Annotated in this window: 16 protein-coding genes; 10 read left to right on the plus strand and 6 right to left on the minus strand. The window is 71.7% G+C overall.

Annotated elements, in window-relative coordinates; genetic code table 11:
• Window positions 1–8: 8 nt before the first annotated feature.
• The gene (gene mmsB / locus HC362_RS27385) at window positions 9–1,256 is read left to right on the plus strand and encodes a multiple monosaccharide ABC transporter permease (protein ID WP_279240142.1); all 1,248 of its coding nucleotides are present in this window, start codon (window positions 9–11) and stop codon (window positions 1,254–1,256) included.
• Between the two features lie 136 nt (window positions 1,257–1,392).
• Here the strand turns inward: mmsB and HC362_RS27390 are convergent, their stop codons facing one another.
• Together HC362_RS27390 and HC362_RS27395 are read right to left on the minus strand one after the other, a co-directional pair.
• The gene (locus HC362_RS27390) at window positions 1,393–2,238 is read right to left on the minus strand and encodes an SMP-30/gluconolactonase/LRE family protein (protein WP_243086795.1); all 846 of its coding nucleotides are present in this window, start codon (window positions 2,236–2,238) and stop codon (window positions 1,393–1,395) included.
• Window positions 2,238–3,008: an IclR family transcriptional regulator gene (locus HC362_RS27395; protein ID WP_243086796.1), complete on the minus strand. Its 771-nt coding sequence runs from the start codon at window positions 3,006–3,008 to the stop codon at window positions 2,238–2,240. Before HC362_RS27395 ends, HC362_RS27390 begins: the two co-directional genes overlap by 1 nt.
• Before the next feature lie 101 nt (window positions 3,009–3,109).
• Between HC362_RS27395 and HC362_RS27400 the strand changes: the two genes are divergently transcribed.
• On the plus strand, window positions 3,110–3,340 hold the full coding sequence (locus HC362_RS27400; RefSeq protein ID WP_243086797.1) for a DUF6480 family protein: 231 nt from the start codon (window positions 3,110–3,112) through the stop codon (window positions 3,338–3,340).
• 132 nt (window positions 3,341–3,472) lie between these two features.
• Here the strand turns inward: HC362_RS27400 and HC362_RS27405 are convergent, their stop codons facing one another.
• On the minus strand, window positions 3,473–4,195 hold the full coding sequence (locus HC362_RS27405; RefSeq protein WP_243086798.1) for a VOC family protein: 723 nt from the start codon (window positions 4,193–4,195) through the stop codon (window positions 3,473–3,475).
• A gap of 319 nt (window positions 4,196–4,514) precedes the next feature.
• Here HC362_RS27405 and HC362_RS27410 point away from each other — a divergent pair, with 319 nt between their 5' ends.
• The 3 genes from HC362_RS27410 (at window position 4,515) to HC362_RS27420 (ending at window position 7,667) form a co-directional block, all read left to right on the plus strand.
• The gene (locus HC362_RS27410; protein ID WP_243086799.1) at window positions 4,515–5,564 is read left to right on the plus strand and encodes a SigB/SigF/SigG family RNA polymerase sigma factor; all 1,050 of its coding nucleotides are present in this window, start codon (window positions 4,515–4,517) and stop codon (window positions 5,562–5,564) included.
• Between the two features lie 85 nt (window positions 5,565–5,649).
• Window positions 5,650–6,345 carry an HAD family hydrolase gene (locus HC362_RS27415; RefSeq protein ID WP_243086800.1) on the plus strand — a complete coding sequence of 232 codons (696 nt, stop codon included), beginning with the start codon at window positions 5,650–5,652 and terminating at the stop codon, window positions 6,343–6,345.
• A gap of 122 nt (window positions 6,346–6,467) precedes the next feature.
• Window positions 6,468–7,667 (plus strand): cytochrome P450, encoded by a 1,200-nt coding sequence (locus HC362_RS27420; RefSeq protein WP_243086801.1) that lies wholly within the window; start codon window positions 6,468–6,470, stop codon window positions 7,665–7,667.
• 34 nt (window positions 7,668–7,701) lie between these two features.
• Here HC362_RS27420 and HC362_RS27425 read toward each other — a convergent pair whose 3' ends face one another.
• Entirely contained in the window at window positions 7,702–8,610 is a 909-nt protein-coding gene (locus tag HC362_RS27425; RefSeq protein WP_243086802.1) for a serine hydrolase, read from the minus strand.
• Window positions 8,607–9,515, minus strand: a complete 909-nt coding sequence (locus HC362_RS27430; RefSeq protein WP_243086803.1) for a LysR family transcriptional regulator — start codon at window positions 9,513–9,515, stop codon at window positions 8,607–8,609. The genes HC362_RS27425 and HC362_RS27430 overlap by 4 nt, the downstream gene beginning before the upstream one ends.
• 150 nt (window positions 9,516–9,665) lie before the next feature.
• On the opposite strand from HC362_RS27430, the gene HC362_RS27435 reads away from it, so the two are divergent.
• Complete coding sequence (locus HC362_RS27435; RefSeq protein ID WP_243086804.1) at window positions 9,666–10,727, plus strand: MBL fold metallo-hydrolase; 1,062 nt, start codon at window positions 9,666–9,668, stop codon at window positions 10,725–10,727.
• Window positions 10,728–10,810: 83 nt separating this feature from the next.
• Here the strand turns inward: HC362_RS27435 and HC362_RS27440 are convergent, their stop codons facing one another.
• Window positions 10,811–11,539, minus strand: coding sequence for an FCD domain-containing protein (locus HC362_RS27440; RefSeq protein ID WP_243086805.1), 729 nt, complete (start codon window positions 11,537–11,539; stop codon window positions 10,811–10,813).
• A 163-nt stretch (window positions 11,540–11,702) separates the two neighbouring features.
• Here HC362_RS27440 and HC362_RS27445 point away from each other — a divergent pair, with 163 nt between their 5' ends.
• The 4 genes from HC362_RS27445 to HC362_RS27460 all read left to right on the plus strand — a co-directional run bounded on the left by HC362_RS27445 (window position 11,703) and on the right by HC362_RS27460 (window position 17,056).
• Window positions 11,703–13,778, plus strand: a complete 2,076-nt coding sequence (locus HC362_RS27445) for a beta-galactosidase (RefSeq protein WP_243086806.1) — start codon at window positions 11,703–11,705, stop codon at window positions 13,776–13,778.
• 79 nt (window positions 13,779–13,857) lie between these two features.
• Window positions 13,858–15,189, plus strand: a complete 1,332-nt coding sequence (locus HC362_RS27450; RefSeq protein WP_243086807.1) for an extracellular solute-binding protein — start codon at window positions 13,858–13,860, stop codon at window positions 15,187–15,189.
• A complete protein-coding gene (locus HC362_RS27455; RefSeq protein WP_243086808.1) occupies window positions 15,186–16,199 on the plus strand; it encodes a sugar ABC transporter permease in 1,014 nt (337 codons plus the stop codon). Before HC362_RS27450 ends, HC362_RS27455 begins: the two co-directional genes overlap by 4 nt.
• The gene (locus HC362_RS27460) at window positions 16,196–17,056 is read left to right on the plus strand and encodes a carbohydrate ABC transporter permease (protein WP_243086809.1); all 861 of its coding nucleotides are present in this window, start codon (window positions 16,196–16,198) and stop codon (window positions 17,054–17,056) included. The genes HC362_RS27455 and HC362_RS27460 overlap by 4 nt, the downstream gene beginning before the upstream one ends.
• Window positions 17,057–17,065: the final 9 nt, after the last annotated feature.

A 17,065-nucleotide genomic window follows, 5' to 3' on the forward strand; every position in this document is an offset into this window, starting at 1 on the left:
GGCCCGCCATGACCACCACGACCAAGCCTTCCTCACCCACCCCACCCGAGGACGCGCCGCCCCCCGTGCAGGCCGCCGCGCGCTCGGCGGGCGCCGTGCTGCTGGAGAACATGCGCGGCCATATGCGCCAGTACGGCATGCTCACCGCGCTCGTGTTCATCATCGTGCTGTTCCAGATATGGACGGACGGCACGCTGCTGCTGCCGAACAACGTCTCCAATCTGATCCAGCAGAACGGCTACATCCTCATCCTGGCCATGGGCATGATGATCGTCATCATCGCCGGCCATATCGACCTCTCGGTCGGCTCGCTGGTGGCCTTCGTCGGCGCGATGGCCGCCGTGATGATGGTCAAACACGATATGCCGTGGGTGCTGGCGCTGGCGCTCTCGCTGCTGATCGGCGCCGTCGCCGGAGCGTGGCAGGGCTTCTTCATCGCCTACGTCGGAATCCCGTCCTTCATCGTGACGCTGGCCGGGATGCTGCTCTTCCGCGGTCTGACCCAGATCGTGCTGGAGGGCCAGTCCCTCTCGCCCTTCCCGAGCGGCTTCCAGAACCTCGCCAAGGGCTTCATCCCCGAGATGGGCCCCTACACGCAGTACCACAACCCCACGCTGGTGATCGGCCTCGTCGCCATCGTCTTCCTGCTGCTGCGCGAGCGCCGCGACCGCAAGCGGCAGCTGGCGTACGAGCTCGAGGTGCTGCCCACCGGGCTGTGGGTCGCCAAGTGCGTGGCGCTGACCGCGGCCGTCGTCGCCTTCACCCTGACGCTGGCCAGCTTCCACGGCGTGCCCGTCGTCATGCTGGTGATGACCGGACTCCTGCTCGGCCTCGGCTATGTGATGCGCAACGCGGTGGTCGGCCGGCACGTCTACGCGCTCGGCGGCAACAAGGCGGCTGCCAAGCTGTCCGGCGTCAAGGACCAGCGCGTCACCTTCCTGGTCTTCGTCAACATGGGCGTGCTTGCGGCGCTGGCCGGCTGTGTCTACGCCGCGCGGCTCAACGCGGGCACCCCGCAGGCGGGCCTCAACTTCGAGCTGGAGGCCATCGCCGCCTCCTTCATCGGCGGCGCCTCCATGAGTGGTGGCGTCGGCACCGTGATGGGTGCCGTCATCGGCGGCCTCGTGCTGGGTGTTCTCAACAACGGTATGTCGTTGGTGGGCATCGGCACCGACTACCAGCAGGTCATCAAGGGGCTGGTGTTGCTGGCGGCGGTCGGGTTCGACGTCTGGAACAAGCGGAAAGCCGGCCGCTGACCGGCGGTTCTCTCGCGTGAGGGGGCAGCCCCTTCCCGGCGAAACCCGGGAAGGGGCTGCCCCTGGTTGTGCGTTGCGGGGTGCGGGTGCCTCGTGGCTGAGCGCGCCGTTCCCCGCGCCCCTTTGGGGCGCGGCCTCACCCCGCGAAGGGCGGCTGCGCCAGCCCTGTGCCGGCGTCCGACACCACCAGGAGGGAGCCGTCCTGGGGGGTGGGGGCCGCAAGGCCGACGCGGGCCGAGGTGACGTAGAGGTCGCTCAGGTCGGTGCCGCCGAAGGCGCACGCCGTGGGGCGCCGGACGGGGAGGTCCACCACCCGGTCCAGCGCCCCTTCGGGGGTGTAGCGGCGGACGGCGCCGCCGTCCCACAGGGCCACCCACACGCAGCCGTCCGCGTCCACGGTCAGCCCGTCCGGGAAGCCGGCGCCTTCCTCGACCTGAGCCAGGGGCCTGCGGCCGGTGGCCGACCCGTCGTCGCGGACGTCGAAGACATCGATGCGCCGCGTAGGAGTGTCGACGTAGTACATCCGCGTACCGTCCGGGCTCCAGCCGGTGCCGTTGGAGACGGTGACGTCGTCGAGGACGGTGGTCGCCGTACCGTCCGACGCGTACCGGACGAGGTCGCCGCCTGAGGCCTCCTCGTCGTAGCGCATGGTCCCCGCCCACAGCGCGCCGTCGGGAGCGACCGCCGCGTCGTTGCCGCGGCGGCCCGGCACCGGGGCGCGCCGCAGCCAGGAGAAGCGGCCGTCCGCGTCGTACAGCCCGACACCGTCGCGCAGATTGACGACGACTCCGCCACCCGCGCGCGGCTTGGCGGCGCCCACGTGCTGCTCGGTGCTCATCAGCGTGCGGTGGCCCGTCGAAGGGCCGAAGGTGTGGACCCGGGAGGCGAGGATGTCCACCCAGATCAGCCGTCCGGCCGCGGTGTCCCAGGTCGGTCCCTCGCCCAGCTCGGCGGACGCGCGCAGTGCCGTCTCCACCCTCATCACAGCCCCCTGTGACCCAGTCGTTCGGACAGCCGTCCGGCGCCGCGCCGCGCCAACTCCGCCAGCTCGGCGCGGCGTTCCTCGCTCCACCGGATCAACGGTACGGAGATGGACAGGGCCGCCACCACCCGGCCCGAGCGGTCCCGTACGGGCGCCGCCACACAGCTGACGTCGGGGTTGGACTCGCTCTCCTCGACGGCGAACCCGCGCTCGGCTGTCCTGGCCAGCTCCTCGCGCAGCCTGGCCACGTCGGTGATGCTGTTGGGCGTCATGGCCGGCAGCTCGGCACTGTCGGGCAGCCGTGCGGCGAGCTCGCCGTCGGGCAGCGAGGCGAGCAGCATCTTGCCGACCGCCGTGCAGTGCGCGGGCAGCCGCCGGCCGGCGGCCGAGACCATGCGCACGGCCTGGGTGGAGTCCACCTTCGCGACATAGATGACGTCGGTGTCCTCCAGGATCGCCACGTGTACCGTCTCCTCGCAGGTCTCGGCCACCGAGCGGGCCACCTGCTGCCCTTCGGCCGCGAGGTCGAGCTGCTCGGCGTAGCGGCTGCCGAGCTGGTAGGCGCGCACTCCCAGCCGGTAGTGGCCGGCCCTGCCCGGGACGGGCACGAGGTAGGAGCGGGCGGCCAGGGTGCCGACCAGCTCGTGCACCGTGGTCCTGGGCAGGCGCAGCTTGCGCACGATGTCGGGTGCCGAGAGTGTGCCGTCCCCTTCCAGGAACAGCTCCAGAATGTCGAGCGCCCGGGTCACAGCGGGCACGAGCCGTCCCATGGCCCCTCCTGTTCGAGATATCAACAATCGATCGAAGCTCCGAACAGTCTAGCTTCGGTGACCCAGGTGTACGAGGGTGCGTCGGGGTCCACCCGGAAGGCATGAGGTACGCCAATCCTGATCCTGACCCGGAGCAGACCACCGGCCTGGAGAAGGGCGGCCAGGTCCCGCCCGGTGAGACGCCGCCCGGCGAGGGCGGTCTGTCCGAGGCCGGCCCGCGTGAGACGCACAACCCGACCAAGGGCTGGAGCACGGTGCCGCTCATCCTGATCGGGCTCGTCGTCGCGGCCATGCTCGTCTTCTTCGTGGGCTACCTCGTCGGCCTGCAGTAGCGGCCTGCGGCAGCGGGCCTGCGCGACGGTCCCACGAGCAGCCCTTCTGGGCGCCTCACGCGCCCGGGAGCTGTCCGCTGCCCAGGGGGTCGCACGCCGCCGCCCGGGGCTCTCAGGCCGCCGTCTGGGGCCTCACGCCCCGACGACGGTGAACAGTGCCCCGTGCGGGTCGTACAGCGTGACCCGGCGCCCCTCGGCGACCTCCTCCGGCGCCGAGCCGACCGCCCCGCCGGAGTGGACGGCCGCCGGGACGATCCCTCCCGGGTCCGCCACCCGGAACGCGATCTCCCACCGGGGACAGGCGCCCGGATCGGCGTCCCCGGGCCGCGCCCCGCCCCGCAGCCGGACATCCGGCCACCGGTCCCCGTCCCCGTCCCCGTTCCCGGGCCATCCCAGCACCGTGCTGTAGAACGCCTCCATGGCGCCCGTGTCGCAGGTGCGCAGACACAGCTCCACGGGAGCGGAACCGGCGCCCGCGCCCCACTCGGCGGGGGCCTCGCCCTGCCACAGGCCGAACGCCGCTCCGCACGGATCGGCGCCCAGCACCGTACGGCCGCTGCCCGTCTCCAGCGGGCCGACAGCCACCGTGCCACCGCGCTCGGCCATCAGCTCTGCCGCCCTGTCCGCGTCCTCGACCAGGAAGAACGCCGTCCACCGCGCCGGCAGTCCGCGCGCCGCTGCGGCCTCGTTGACCCCGCCCACCGGCCGGCCCGCCGCGGTGGCGACCCGGAACTCCGGCGCCAGGGCGCCGTCCTCGAAGGACCAGCCGAGCACGCCGCCGTAGAACGCCTCGGTGGCCTTCCGGTCGTGAGTCGTCAGACTGACCCAGCACGGCGCCCCTGGTCGGACCCTCATCGCGTTCCTCCTCCGCGGCCACCACACATCGCAGCGGCGGCGGCTGTGGGAGGCCGCCGCGCAGAGGGCCCGGGTGCCCGTTCCCGATCAGTGGCAAACGCCGCCCCGGCCGGGCGACTACGGTGGGTCGGCTACCCGCTCACCCCCTGCAAACGGGCATGACCTGCGAAGATGCCGCGTGGCGTGGTTTGTGTCACGGTGAAATCGGGCCGCTGGGGACCCGGCGGCACCTCTTGTGAATCCTGTCCGGAAGCGGACTGGGGGATCGCTTCTCGCCTGTCTTACACGGCACCCATGTGAGACGTGGAGTGAGCAGCCCATGAACACCACCACGCGGTTCCGCACCACCGAGAACGGCACCATCCCCGCCATTCCGACCGAGGGCACGGACGCCCCTGGCGCCGCGGACGCCCCAGGCGCCACGGACGACACGGAGACCGTGGACGACACGGAAACCGTGGACGGAGCAACCGTGGACGCTGCAAGCGCCGCGGACGCCACGGAGGGGACCACCACCGCGTCCCACGCCCCTCGGCGTACCCACCACGACGCACCCGATACCGCAGCCGACTTCGCCGAGTTGGTGAAGCTGCCCGAAGGCTGCCCCGAGCGGCAGCGGCTCCAGGACTGCGTGGTCACGGCCTGGCTGCCGATGGCACACCGGCTGGCGCGCAAATTCCGCAACCGCGGCGAGTCACTGGAGGACCTGGAGCAGGTCGCCGCGCTCGCGCTGGTCAAATCGGTCGAGCGCTACGACCCGGCCCGGGGCAACGCCTTCGAGACCTTCGCCATCCCCACGATCTACGGCGAGCTCAAGCGGCACTTCCGGGACAACATGTGGGAGATCCACGTCCCCCGCCGCGTACAGGACCTGCGCAACCGCGTCCGCGCGAGCATGCGGGAACTGGAGCTGACCTCCTCGGGACGGTCACCCACCGTCGCCGAACTGGCAGCGCACAGTGGTCTCTCCGAGGAGGAAACCCTCACCGGCATGGAAGCCCTCCAGTGCTTCAACTCCCTCTCCCTGGACGCGCCCGTCTCCTCCGAGGCAGGCGGGGGAGGGGACGGCACGGGTGACGGAGCCATCTGTCTGATGGACACCCTCAGCTCCGACGAGAACGGCTACGACCACGTGGTCGACCGCGAAGCCGTCCGGTCCTGTCTGTGCCGGCTCCCCGAGCGGGAGCAGCGCCTGCTCTACCTGCGCTTCTTCCGCGAGCTCACCCAGTCGCAGATAGCCCGTCGGCTGGGCGTCTCCCAGATGCACGTCTCCCGCCTGCTGGCGGCGGCGTGCCGCCGGGTACGGGAGGAGATCGAGGAGGAACGCGACGAGGAGGCTCCTGCCAAGCCGCCGCGTGCCGCGGCCTGAAACCGCTGCTCTGTCGGAGTCCTCGCCTCGCAACCCCCCATGCCGGGTACCCGGGTGGTTCCGGCCGACCGGAGGTGAGACGAGTATGGCAGCGCCGTTCCAACGCCCACGAGCCGTCGCGTTCGATGTACTGGAGACGCTGATGCGGCTCGACCCGCTTGCGGACCGCTTCGAGGAGATCGGGCAGCCGCCGGCGGCGCTCCACCCCTGGTTCCTGCGAGTTCAGCGCGACTGCATGGCGCTCGCGCTCAGCGGGGACAGCGCCGACTTCCTCCTCGCGGCCCGGCAGGCGCTTCAGGTGGAGAGCGGCCAGTCCGCCTCCGACGACCAGATCGCCCACGTACTGGACGGTTTCCCCGGGCTGCCCTCGTACGAGGACGCGCTGCCGGCCGTACGCCGGCTGCACGAGGCGGGCGTGACGGTGGGCTGTCTGACGGTCGGCGACGCGGCCGTCACCCGCGCGTTCCTGGAGCGCAACGGCCTCGCCCCGTACGTCGGTCATGTCGTCACCGCGGCCCAGGCGGGCGCCTGGAAACCCGCACCGGCCGTCTACCACGCGACGGCCGAACGGCTGGGCGCGCCGCCCGCCGCGACAGCCGTGGTGGCGGTGCACGCCTGGGACTGCCACGGTGCGGTACGCGCCGGATGCCTGGCCGGCTGGTGCGCCCGGTTGGAGGGCCGGCACGGCGACATGTTCGCGGGGCCGCACGTCGTCGGAGCGGACCTGACCGAGGTGGCGGGGAAACTGCTCGATCCGCCCGCCGCGCCACCGGAGAGCTGAGGGCGGCTCGCGCAGCCCCCGGCCCAGGGGTGTCGTCCGGGACCGGGAGGCGGGGTTCTAGCCTGTGCGCCAGCACGTTCGCGCCAGTTACGAGCCGGCTCACAGACTGACGGAGACGAGAGATGACGGCACTGCCGCAGCCCTTCGACGAGTCGTTCCGCGCCATGCCGCACGCGGTCTGCAACAAACTGCGCGACGAGGGCGCGGTGCATCAGGTCGCGTTGCCCGACGGGTCGGCCGTCTGGCTCGTGACGCGGGACCAGGATGTGCGCGCCGGTCTGGCCGACGCCCGGCTGTCCGTCAACAAGGCCCACTCCAACGGTGGTTACCAGGGCTTCTCGCTGCCGCCCGCGCTGGACGCGAACCTGCTCAACCTCGACCACGACGACCACATACGGCTGCGGCGGCTCGTCGCGCAGGGCTTCACCCCCCGGCGTGCCGAGGCGATGCGCGCCGGTATCCAGGCGGTCGCCGACCGGCTCGCCGACGGTCTGGCCCGCAGGCTGGACAACGGCGAAGCAGCCGACCTGGTACGGGAATTCACCACGCCGCTGCCGCTGACCGTCGTCGGCGACCTGCTCGCGGTACCCGAGGCCGACCGGCAGCCGTTCGCCTCCTGGGTGACCACGATGCTCGCGATGGAGAGCCCGCAGCAGGTGGGCGAGGCGATCGGCGCCATGCACGACTTCCTGCGCCGGCTGGTGGCCGAGCGCAGGAGCGCACCCGGAGACGACCTCCTCTCCGCGCTCGTCGCGGCCCGCGACGAGGGCGACCGGCTCTCCGAGGACGAACTGTGCTCCCTGGCCTTCCTCGTCCTGGGCGCCGGCATCGAGAACGTCCAGCATCTGCTGAGCGCGGGCATCCTCGCCCTGCTGCGGCACCCGAGGCAGCTCGAGGCGCTGCGCGGCGACCCCTCGCTGCTGCCGGAAGCGGTCGAGGAACTGATGCGGTACGCACACCCGAACCTGACGGCGATCCGCCGGTTCCCCACCGAGCCGGTGGAGTACGGCGGGGTGCGTATCCCGGCCGGTGACACGGTGCTGTTCTGCCTGGCCTCCGCCAATCGCGACCCGGAGCGCTACGAGGCGCCGGACCGGCTGGACATCCGCCGCCCGGCCGGTGGCGCGCATCTGGCCTTCGGGCAGGGCATGCACTACTGCCTGGGCGCTCCGCTGGCGCGGATGGAGATCGGGCTGGCGCTGGAGACGCTGCTGGACCGCGACCGCTTTCCGTCGCTGCGGCCGGCAGTCGAACCCGACGAACTGCGCTGGCAGACCTCCTTCCGCTCGCACGCGCTGCGCGAACTGCCGCTCACCCGCTGACGTTCCGGCCGGGGGTGCCCCGCGCGCCCCGCCGTTACTCGGCGCCTCGCAGATGCTCGACCGCGGCGCGGGCCGCCTCGCCGACGACCGCGTCGGCCCGCGGCAGCCGCCGGTCGGCGCGGGCGGCCTGGGTGAAGACGACGGCCGTGTAGAGCCGGCCGTCGGCCAGCTGAACGACCCCGGCCTCATGCCGCATGGCGCCGAACGTCCCGGTCTTCCCGTACACCGCAACGTCGTCGTACGGGAAACCGGAAGCGAGCCTGTGCTGCCAGGGCTGCAGGCCCATCGTGCGGCGCATGAAGGCGCAACTGTCCGGGGAGGCCGCCTCGTCCAGCCAGATGGCGCGCAGCAGGTGCGCCATCTCGGCGGGCGTGGTGGAGGTCGCCCACGCGGGGTCGTAGACGCCGGGCGGCACCGCCCGGTCGTTGTCGGCGATCCGGGCCATCGCCGCGTCCACCGACTCCGCGCCGGTCTCGGCCACCAGCCGCCGCAAAGTGTCCGCGGCCCCGCCGCCGATCCGGGTACGGAGCAGCCCGAGCGACCGGCAGGTGGCCTCGACCGCCCGACTCCCGACGTGGCGGAGGACCGCGTCGGCGGCCGCGTTGTCGGAGACGCTCATCATCATCACGACCAGATCCCGCAGGGACATCGACACCTCGTCCTGGAGCAGCGAGATGCCGGTGGGGCCCGGTAGCCGGTCCCCGGGCGGCAGGGTGACCCGGTGCCGGGGGTCGAGCGTGCCCGCGTCCACCTGGCGGCAGTAGGCCACCATCAGCGGCACCTTGTAGACCGAGCCCATCAGCACCGCCTCGTCCGCGTCCACGGTGATCCGCGCCGCGGGCCTGCGCAGTTCGGCCACGTGGAGCCAGCCGCGCACCCCCGCGTCGTCGAACATCTCCCGCAGCTTGCGCGCGATCGCCCCGCCGGGCGCCGCCGCGCTCACCGGGCTCCCGCCCGGGCCGTGCGGCCGGCCGCCGCCAGCGCGCCGATCAGGCCTTCGGCTGCCTCGCCCGCCTGCCCGGTGGCCGACCGCCGGGCGTCCCACACCACCCGAAGCCGCAGTGGCAGCTCCGGGTCGCTGGTGGGCTGCCGGGTGACGCCGTCGGCCGTGAGCGTCTCGTCGGCCGTGACGAGTACGGCCTGACCGGCGGCGACGAGGGCCAGCCCGGCCCGTTCGTCCGAGATCACCACCGTCTCCACCCGGCGCCCGCGTCCCGCGAGGGTGTCCAGGAACAGGTCGTGCGCCGCGGGCGCCTCGGCGCGCGGACGGACGGCGTACGGCAGCGGGCGCGCGGCCCGTGCTCCGTCCGCCCGCCCTCCCGGACGGATGTCAGCGCCGTCCGGGCTCAGCAGCCAGGTCGGCAGCAGCGTCACCGGACCCGCTGCCAGACCGTGGAGCACCGCGGGGTGGCGGACGACGGCCAGGTCGAGGCGGCCGGCGGACACGTCCGTCAGCAGCGCTGCCGTGGGAGCCGTCAGCACCGACACCCGGCCGCGGACACCGGCGCGGACGGGCGCGGCGGCGACGGACGCGCCCAGCGGCGGCGGCAGTTCGGGTGGCAGGCCGAGCCGCAGGCGCTGCCCGTCGGTGTGCTCCCGCGCACCGGTCTCCCGCAGTTCCGTCAGCGCCAGGAGCGCCCGGCGGGCGTGCGGCAGCAGCAGCGCGCCCTCCTCGGTGAGGGAGACCCCGCGCTCCCGGTCGAACAGCCGCACACCCAGCAGCGCCTCCAGCCGCCGCAGCGCCTGCGAGAGCGGCGGCTGGGTGATGCCCACGCGCTGTGCGGCGTCGCCGAAGTGCCCCTCCTCCGCGAGCGCGACGAAGATTTCCAGGTGCCGCTCCGTCAGCATGCGCCCCCCATGGTCTGCGGTGATACGCCGAGCGAATCGGCACACGGTCGAGAGCGTATTCGACACCGGGCGGCGGCTGCGGCTTGACTCCCTTCCCCGGGCCCGGACACGAACAGCAGTCGAAACCGCACCAGATGAAGGAGTACCGCCATGTCCACTCAGCAGCCCGCAGCAGCGCACAGCAGACCGAGCCGTCGCAGCGTGCTGCGGACCGGCGTCGCCGCCGGGGCCGCCGGTGTCACGGGAGCGGCCGCGACCGCCCCGGCGGCGGCGCGCGAGGAAAGCCCCGCACGCGGCAGCGGCGCCCGGGGGCGCAGCGGCGTCCGGCTGCGCTGGCTCGGGGTCGCGGGCTGGGAGCTGACGTTCGACGGGCACCGGCTGCTGGTCGACCCGTATCTGACCCGGCAGCGCTTCACGGACTCCGCGGGCAACGCCGACATGACCAGGAAGCTGGAGGTCGATCAGCGCATCATCGACCAGGTGCTCGGTGAACACCTCACCGGCGCTCCCGAGTTCCTGCTGCTGACCCACGGCCACTGGGACCACATCGCGGATGTGCCCTACCTCCTGGACCATCCGTCCTGGCGGAAAGCGGAGATCAACGTGCTGGGCACCGAGACGCATCTGCACCTGCTGAAGGCCATGGGCGTCCCCGGCAAGGGGCGTGCTCACCGGCCCGTGCCGGTCTCCGGCGGCGAGGTGCTGCGCCATCCGCTCCAGCCGTCCGGTAAACGCACACGCCCCGACTACACCGTCGAGGTGGTGCGCAGCCTGCACAGCCAGGTCGGCGGCTACGGCTTCGACCCGTACGGCACCCTGACCGCACCGCCCGCCCGGCCCCGGACGCTGGGCGACCTGGTGGAGGGCGGCACGCTGGGCTACCAGGTGACGGTGGGCGACCGGCTGTGCGTGATGTTCCTGAGCGGTACGGCCAACTTCGCCGCGCGCGAGGTCTCCGGCGCCACCCCGGACGTCCTGGTGCTGGGCGCCAGCGGGCACGCGGCCGTGCACGACTACTTCGCCCGCGCCGTCAAAGCCCTCGGCCGGCCCCGCGTCGTCGTGCCGAGCCACCACGACGACATGGTGACGCCACTGGACGATCCCGCGGTTCACGACAGCGTGAACCGCGGGGCGGTCGACCGGCTCCGCGAGGCGGTCGGCCCCGGCACCCGCGTCATCGACCCCCGCCACCTGGAGCCGTTCGAACTGTGAGCCGTGCCCCGAAGGGGCGCGGGGAACTGCGCGAGCGACCACAATGAACCCGCAGCCCGCGAACAAACGCACAGGGGCACCCTCTACCCGTCAGGCGTCCCCTCCCGCAGCAGCGCCACGTCCTCCGCGGCCTGCGCCAGCAACCCGCGCATCGCAGCCTCCGCGGCGTCCGCCTCTCCGGCGCGCACCGCGTCCAGGACCGCCCGATGGCTGGGCACCGGATCGAGCGGGTGGTGCCCAGGACCGTGGACGAGCCGGTCCCGCGCGGCCAGCGCGGAGGAGATGACCATCTCCATCCGCTCGAGCAGCTCGTTGTGCGAGGCGGCCAGCAGCGCCCGGTGGAAGGCGAGGTCCGCCTCGACCGCCTCGGGCGCCCCGTCGGCGGCCTCGCACATCGCGGCCAGCGCCTGCTCCAGCGCGACCAGATCGGCTTCGGTACGGCGCACGGCCGCGAGCCGCACCGCGGCCGGTTCCACGATGCCCCGCACTTCGTCCAGGTCCCGCAGCAGGGGAGGGGCGGCCTCGGACGCGGCGGTGGCGGACTGGAACTGCCAGCGCAGCACGTCCGCGTCCAGCAGGTTCCAGTCGGTACGCGGCCTGATGAAAGTGCCGCGCTTCTGCCTGGCGTCGACCATGCCCTTGGCAGCCAGCACCTTCAGGGACTCGCGCAGCGCGGTGAGGCTGACGCCCAACTCGGCACGGAGCGCCCCGAGGTCGAGGGTGGCGCCCTCGCGGAGGGTGCCGCTGAGCACCCGGTGGGCGAGGGCCTCCACGGTCTGTCCGTGCACACCCCGTGGCGCGTACCCCGCCATCCGACCTCCCGTTGCGTCCCCGTACACCCGCGGTTCCAGTCCACGATCCCGGACGGATGGCCGTCAAGGAACTATTCATAAATAACGAGTTCTTGTACGGTCCGGCGTCATCACGGTCCTCCGCTCCGCCCGGCACCCGACTTCTCGCAGGGGGCGCGACACTATGACGGCAGCCGACCACCATCCGACAACCCGCACCGGTATCCCTGCCTTCGAGCCCAACCGTCTGCACTTCGGCGGCGACTACAACCCCGAGCACTGGCCCGAGGAGGTGTGGGCCGAGGACCTCCGGCTGATGAGGGAAGTCGGGGTCACCATGGTCACCGCAGGGATCTTCTCCTGGGGTCTGGTCGAACAGCGGTCCGGCTCCTACGACTTCGACTGGTTCGACCGCGTCATGGCGGGCCTCGCCGACGCGGGTATCCAGGTCTGCCTCGCGACCATGACCGCCTCACCGCCGCCCTGGCTCAGCCGGCAGCACCCCGAGATCCTGCCGGTGACCGCCGAGGGCGTCCGCAGGTGGCCCGGCTCCCGGCAGCACTACTGCCCCTCCAGCCCGGTCTACCGTCGGTACGCCGTCCGCCTCGTCGAACAGCTCGCCACCCGCTACGCCGGACACCCGGCCCTGGCCCTGTGGCACATCGGCAACGAGTACGGCTGCAGCAACCCGGTCTGCTACTGCGACGTTTCGGCCGAGGACTTCCGCCGCTGGCTGCGCGAGCGCTACGGCACCGTCGAAGCCCTCAACTCCGCCTGGTCCACCACGTTCTGGTCACAGCGTTACGGCGACTTCGAGCAGATCCTGCCGCCGCGCAGCACGCCGACCCACCCCAACCCCACCCAGCAGATGGACTACGCCCGCTTCAGCGACGACGCGCTGCTGCGGTGCTGTCTGGCCGAGCGCGAGGTGCTGCGCCGTATCACCCCCGACGTGCCCGTGACCACCAACCACATGCCGCACCACAAGCCGGTCGACCCGTTCCGCTGGGCCGCCTACGAGGACGTCACTGCGCTGGACTACTACCACGAGCCCTACGACCTCCGTACGCACATCGACGCGGCAGCCGCCTTCGACGTGACACGCTGCGCCGGGGACGGAGCGCCCTGGATGCTGATGGAACAGGCACCGGGCGCCGTCAACTGGCGGGCACGCAACAGCCCCAAGCCGCCCGGAGCGATGCGGCTGTGGAGCTGGCAGGCGGTCGCCCAGGGCGCGGACGCGGTGCTCTTCTTCCAATGGCGCCAGTCCCGGGGCGGCGCCGAGAAGTTCCACTCCGCGATGGTGCCGCACGCCGGGACGGACACCCGGATCTTCCGGGAGGTCAGTGCGCTCGGTCAGGAACTGGCCACGGTGGGGCAGCTCGCCGGCACCCGCTGCACGGCCGAAGTCGCACTGCTGGCCGACTGGAACAGCTGGTGGGCGCTGGAGCAGAGCTCTCACCCCTCCTCGGCCCTCAGCCACCGCGAGACGCTGCTGCGCCACTACGCGCCGCTGTTCGAGGCCGGAGTCTTCTGCGACATCCTGCCGCCCGACCGGGAACTGGACCGCTACCGGCTGCTGGTCGTCCCCAATCTCTATCTGATGAGCGAACAGACAGCCGAACGGCTCACGGCCTACGTACGCGACGGCGGCCACCTGTTCGTGTCGTACTTCACCGGCATCGCCGACGAGTACGACCGCCTCCACCCAGGCGGCTACCCGGCGCCGCTGCGCGAGGTGCTGGGGCTGCGCGTCGAGGAGTTCTGGCCGCTGGCGGAGGGCGCCGAGGTGTCCCTGCGCGGCGAGCTGAGCGGGAGGGCCGACCTGTGGTCGGAGGCCATCGACCTGGAAGGGGCCCAGGCCGTTGCCACGTTCGGGGACGGCGAACTCGCCGGGCGCCCGGCACTGACCCGGCACCCCTTCGGCGCCGGCGTGGCCTGGTACGCGGGCACCCGCCCGGAACCTGGACTGATGCGCACCCTCATGGACCGGGTACGCGAGGAATCCGGCGCGGCCCCCGTACTGCCCGGCCTGCCACCAGGCGTCCAGGCCACCAGGCGCGAGGGAGCGGACGGCCGCTTCCTGTTCCTCCTCAACCACGGCTCCACCCCGGCGACGCCGGCTCTGCCGCACCCCATGCGGAACCTGCTCACCTCCGCTGAGCCCGCCACCACTCTCACCCTGCCGCCGCGCGGCGTGGCCGTACTGGAAGAGGTGGCGCCCCGTAAGGGGCGCGGGGAACGGCGCGACCAGCCATAACGCACCCGCAGTCGGCCGACTCCCCTCACACAACGGGTCGCGGCGGAAAGAAATTGAGCCTCTCCGACAAGGAGGTCGGATGCCAACCCGAAGAACACTCCTGGCGGCCACAGCTGCAGCGGCCGCAAGCCCCGCGCTAGCGGCCTGCGGCGAACAGGCGGGCGCCGCCCGGATGACGCGCCAAGCACACCGCGCACCCGGCGAGAGGGTGAACCTCGCCTTCTGGACCTGGGTCCCCTTGCAGAAGGCCGTCGCCCTGTGGAACAAGCTGCACCCGGATATCCACGTCACCGTGCAGACGGTCCCGGCCAACACCTCCGGCGGGTATCAGAAGATGCACGCCTCACTCAAGGCAGGCGACCCGCCCGACCTGGCGCAGGTGGAGTACTACGCGCTGCCGGAGTTCATGCTGGTACGCGGCCTGACCGACCTCACCGCGTACGGCGCCGACCGGCTCAAGAAGCACTATGTCGACTGGCAGTGGCAGCAGGGCGTCTTCGCGGGCCGGACGTACGCCATCCCGCAGGGCTCGGGACCCATGGGGTTCTTCTACCGCGCCGACCTGTACGACAAGTGGGATCTGGAGGCGCCCCGCACCTGGGACGAGTTCCGGCAGGCCGCAAAAAGGATCAAGAAGCTGAGCGGCGGTGACTCGTTCGTCACCGCGTTCCCGCCCGTCAACGCCCAGTGGTTCGCCTCGTTCCCCTGGCAGCGCGGTGCTCACTGGGTGCGCACCGAGGGCGACACCTGGATCGTGGACCTGACCGACGAGAAGACGCGCCAGGTCGCCGACTTCTGGGACGGGATGGTCCGCGACAAGCTCGTCGCTCCCCTCCAGGACTCGCAGAGCTCCTTCTTCAAGGGCCTGCAGACCGGACAGCTCGCCGGCTGGCTCGGCGCCCAGTGGCAGGACGCCCTCCTGCGCGGCAACGCACCCGGCACCAAGGGCAAGTGGCGGGTCGCCGAGCTGCCCCAGTGGGAGCGGGGCGAGCACGCCTCGGCGAACTGGGGCGGCTCGGCGACCGCGATCCTGCAGGGCACCCGGCACCCGGCGGAGGCGTTGAAGTTCGCCCACTGGCTCAACACCGACCCCGGGAGCATCGAGCTGCTGGTGGCCGCCGGATACGGCTGGCCCTCGGCCGAGCTGGAGCTGGCGGGCTCCCCGCTGGACAAGCCCGACCCGTTCTTCGGCGGCCAGGTCTACAACGAGGTCTTCCGGACCTCGGACCGGAACGTGGACACCAGCTGGCGCTTCGCGCCCACCACCACCCAGTCCTACGCCCACATCCAGGACAACATCGGCCGCGCCGTCGCCGGTCACGGCACCCTCCGGCAGGCGCTCGCCGACGCGCAGGGCATGTTCGTCGACGACCTCCAGGCCAAGGGCCTGGATGCGAGGAGCGCCCGATGACGACCTCCGGCCCCGAGACCGAGCCACCGCGTCCCACCGGAGCGCCTCCCACCGGCGCGCCTGCCACCCGAGCGCGACCCGCCGGTCGCGGCGCAGCCGGACCCGCCCGCCGCCGGCGCAGCGCCCGGCCCGACCGCAAGGCGTGGACGTTCCTCGCACCGTTCCTCGCCGTCTATCTGTTCGCGATGATCCTGCCGATCGGCTACGCGGTCTACCAGAGCCTGCTGAAGGTCGAACGCTCCGGTCCGCTGGGCCTCGGCGAGCCGTCGGTGGTCTTCGCCGGGCTGGACAACTACGCGCTGGCGCTGGAGCAGACGGCTTTCCTGGAGAGCTTCGGCCGCGTGCTGCTGTTCGGTGCCGTCCAGGTGCCGGTGATGCTGCTGCTGGCGCTCGTCCTCGCCCTCCTGCTCGACCAGGTGAAGGACCGCTGGGCCGGGCTGCTGCGGGCCACCTACTTCCTGCCGTACGGCGTCCCCGGCGTCATCGCCACCCTGCTGTGGGGGTTTCTGTACGTGCCGGGGATCAGCCCGGTCACCGATCTGCTGGGCAAGCTGGATGTCCAGCCGGACTTCCTCGGCTACGACAACGTCCTGTGGTCCATCGCGAACATCGTGGTGTGGGAGTTCACCGGCTACAACATGCTGGTCATCGTCGCCCAGCTCAAGTCGGTCCCGCAGGAACTCTACGAGGCGGCGAGGATCGACGGAGCCGGCCCGTGGCAGACGGCGCTGCGGATCAAAGTGCCGCTGGTGCGTCCTGCCCTGGTCCTCACCTGCGTCTTCTCGATCATCGGCACCATGCAGCTGTTCGCGGAGCCACTGGTGCTCAAGAGACTGGCACCCGCGGTGACCAGCGACTACACACCCAACCTCAGCGCCTACTTCGACGCCTTCGGCAACGCCAACGTCTATCTGGCAGCCGCGAAGTCGGTGCTGCTGGCCGCCGTGGCGATGGTGCTGTCCTTCACGTTCCTCAGTCTGGTCAACCGCAAGCGGAAGGACGACCGATGACAGCCTCCCCGCCGGGCGGGGGACCGCGTCCGGGCCGGATTCTGCTCGTCGCGTTCCTCGCGCTGGCCGCCTGCTACTTCCTGCTGCCCGTCTACTGGCTGACCGTCGCCGCCACGAAGTCGAACGCGGACCTCTACGGCAGCTTCGGGCTGTGGTTCGACAACCCGCGGCTGTGGCACAACCTGACCCAGGTCTTCACCTACAACGGCCACATCTACCCCCGCTGGGTGCTCAACTCCCTGCTGTACGCGGGCGTGGGGGCGGTGCTGGCCACGCTGCTGTCGGCCGCAGCGGGGTTCGCCCTGGCCAAGTACCGCTTCCGGGGCCGGGAGGCCGTCTTCAGGTGCGTGCTGGCGGGTGTCCTGCTGCCGTCGACGGCGCTGGCGCTGCCGCTCTACTTGATGTTCAACAAACTGGGGCTGACCAACACCTACTGGAGCGTTCTCATCCCCAGCGTCGTCAGCCCCTTCGGCGTCTATCTGTGCCGGATCTACGCCGAGTCCGCGATCTCCGACAATCTGCTGGAGGCCGCCCGGGTGGACGGCGCGCGGGAGGAGCGGATCTTCTTCACCCTCGTGCTGCGGCTGATGACCCCGGCGCTGGTGACCGTCTTCCTGTTCCAGTTCGTGCACATCTGGAACAACTACTTCCTGCCCCTGGCGATGCTCTCCGACGACCGCAAGTACCCGATCACTCTCGGCCTGGTCACCTGGAAGGAGGCCGCCGACCGGGCGCCGGAACTGACCCAGTACACCGTCGGAGGCGCGTTCGTCTCCGTCATCCCGCTCGCCGTCGCCATGCTCGTCCTCCAGCGCTACTGGCGCACCGGGCTGACCGAGGGAAGCGTCAAGGAGTAGCAGGAGGAG

This window comes from Streptomyces sp. 891-h (genome assembly GCF_022760275.1).
GTDB lineage: Bacteria > Actinomycetota > Actinomycetes > Streptomycetales > Streptomycetaceae > Streptomyces > Streptomyces spirodelae.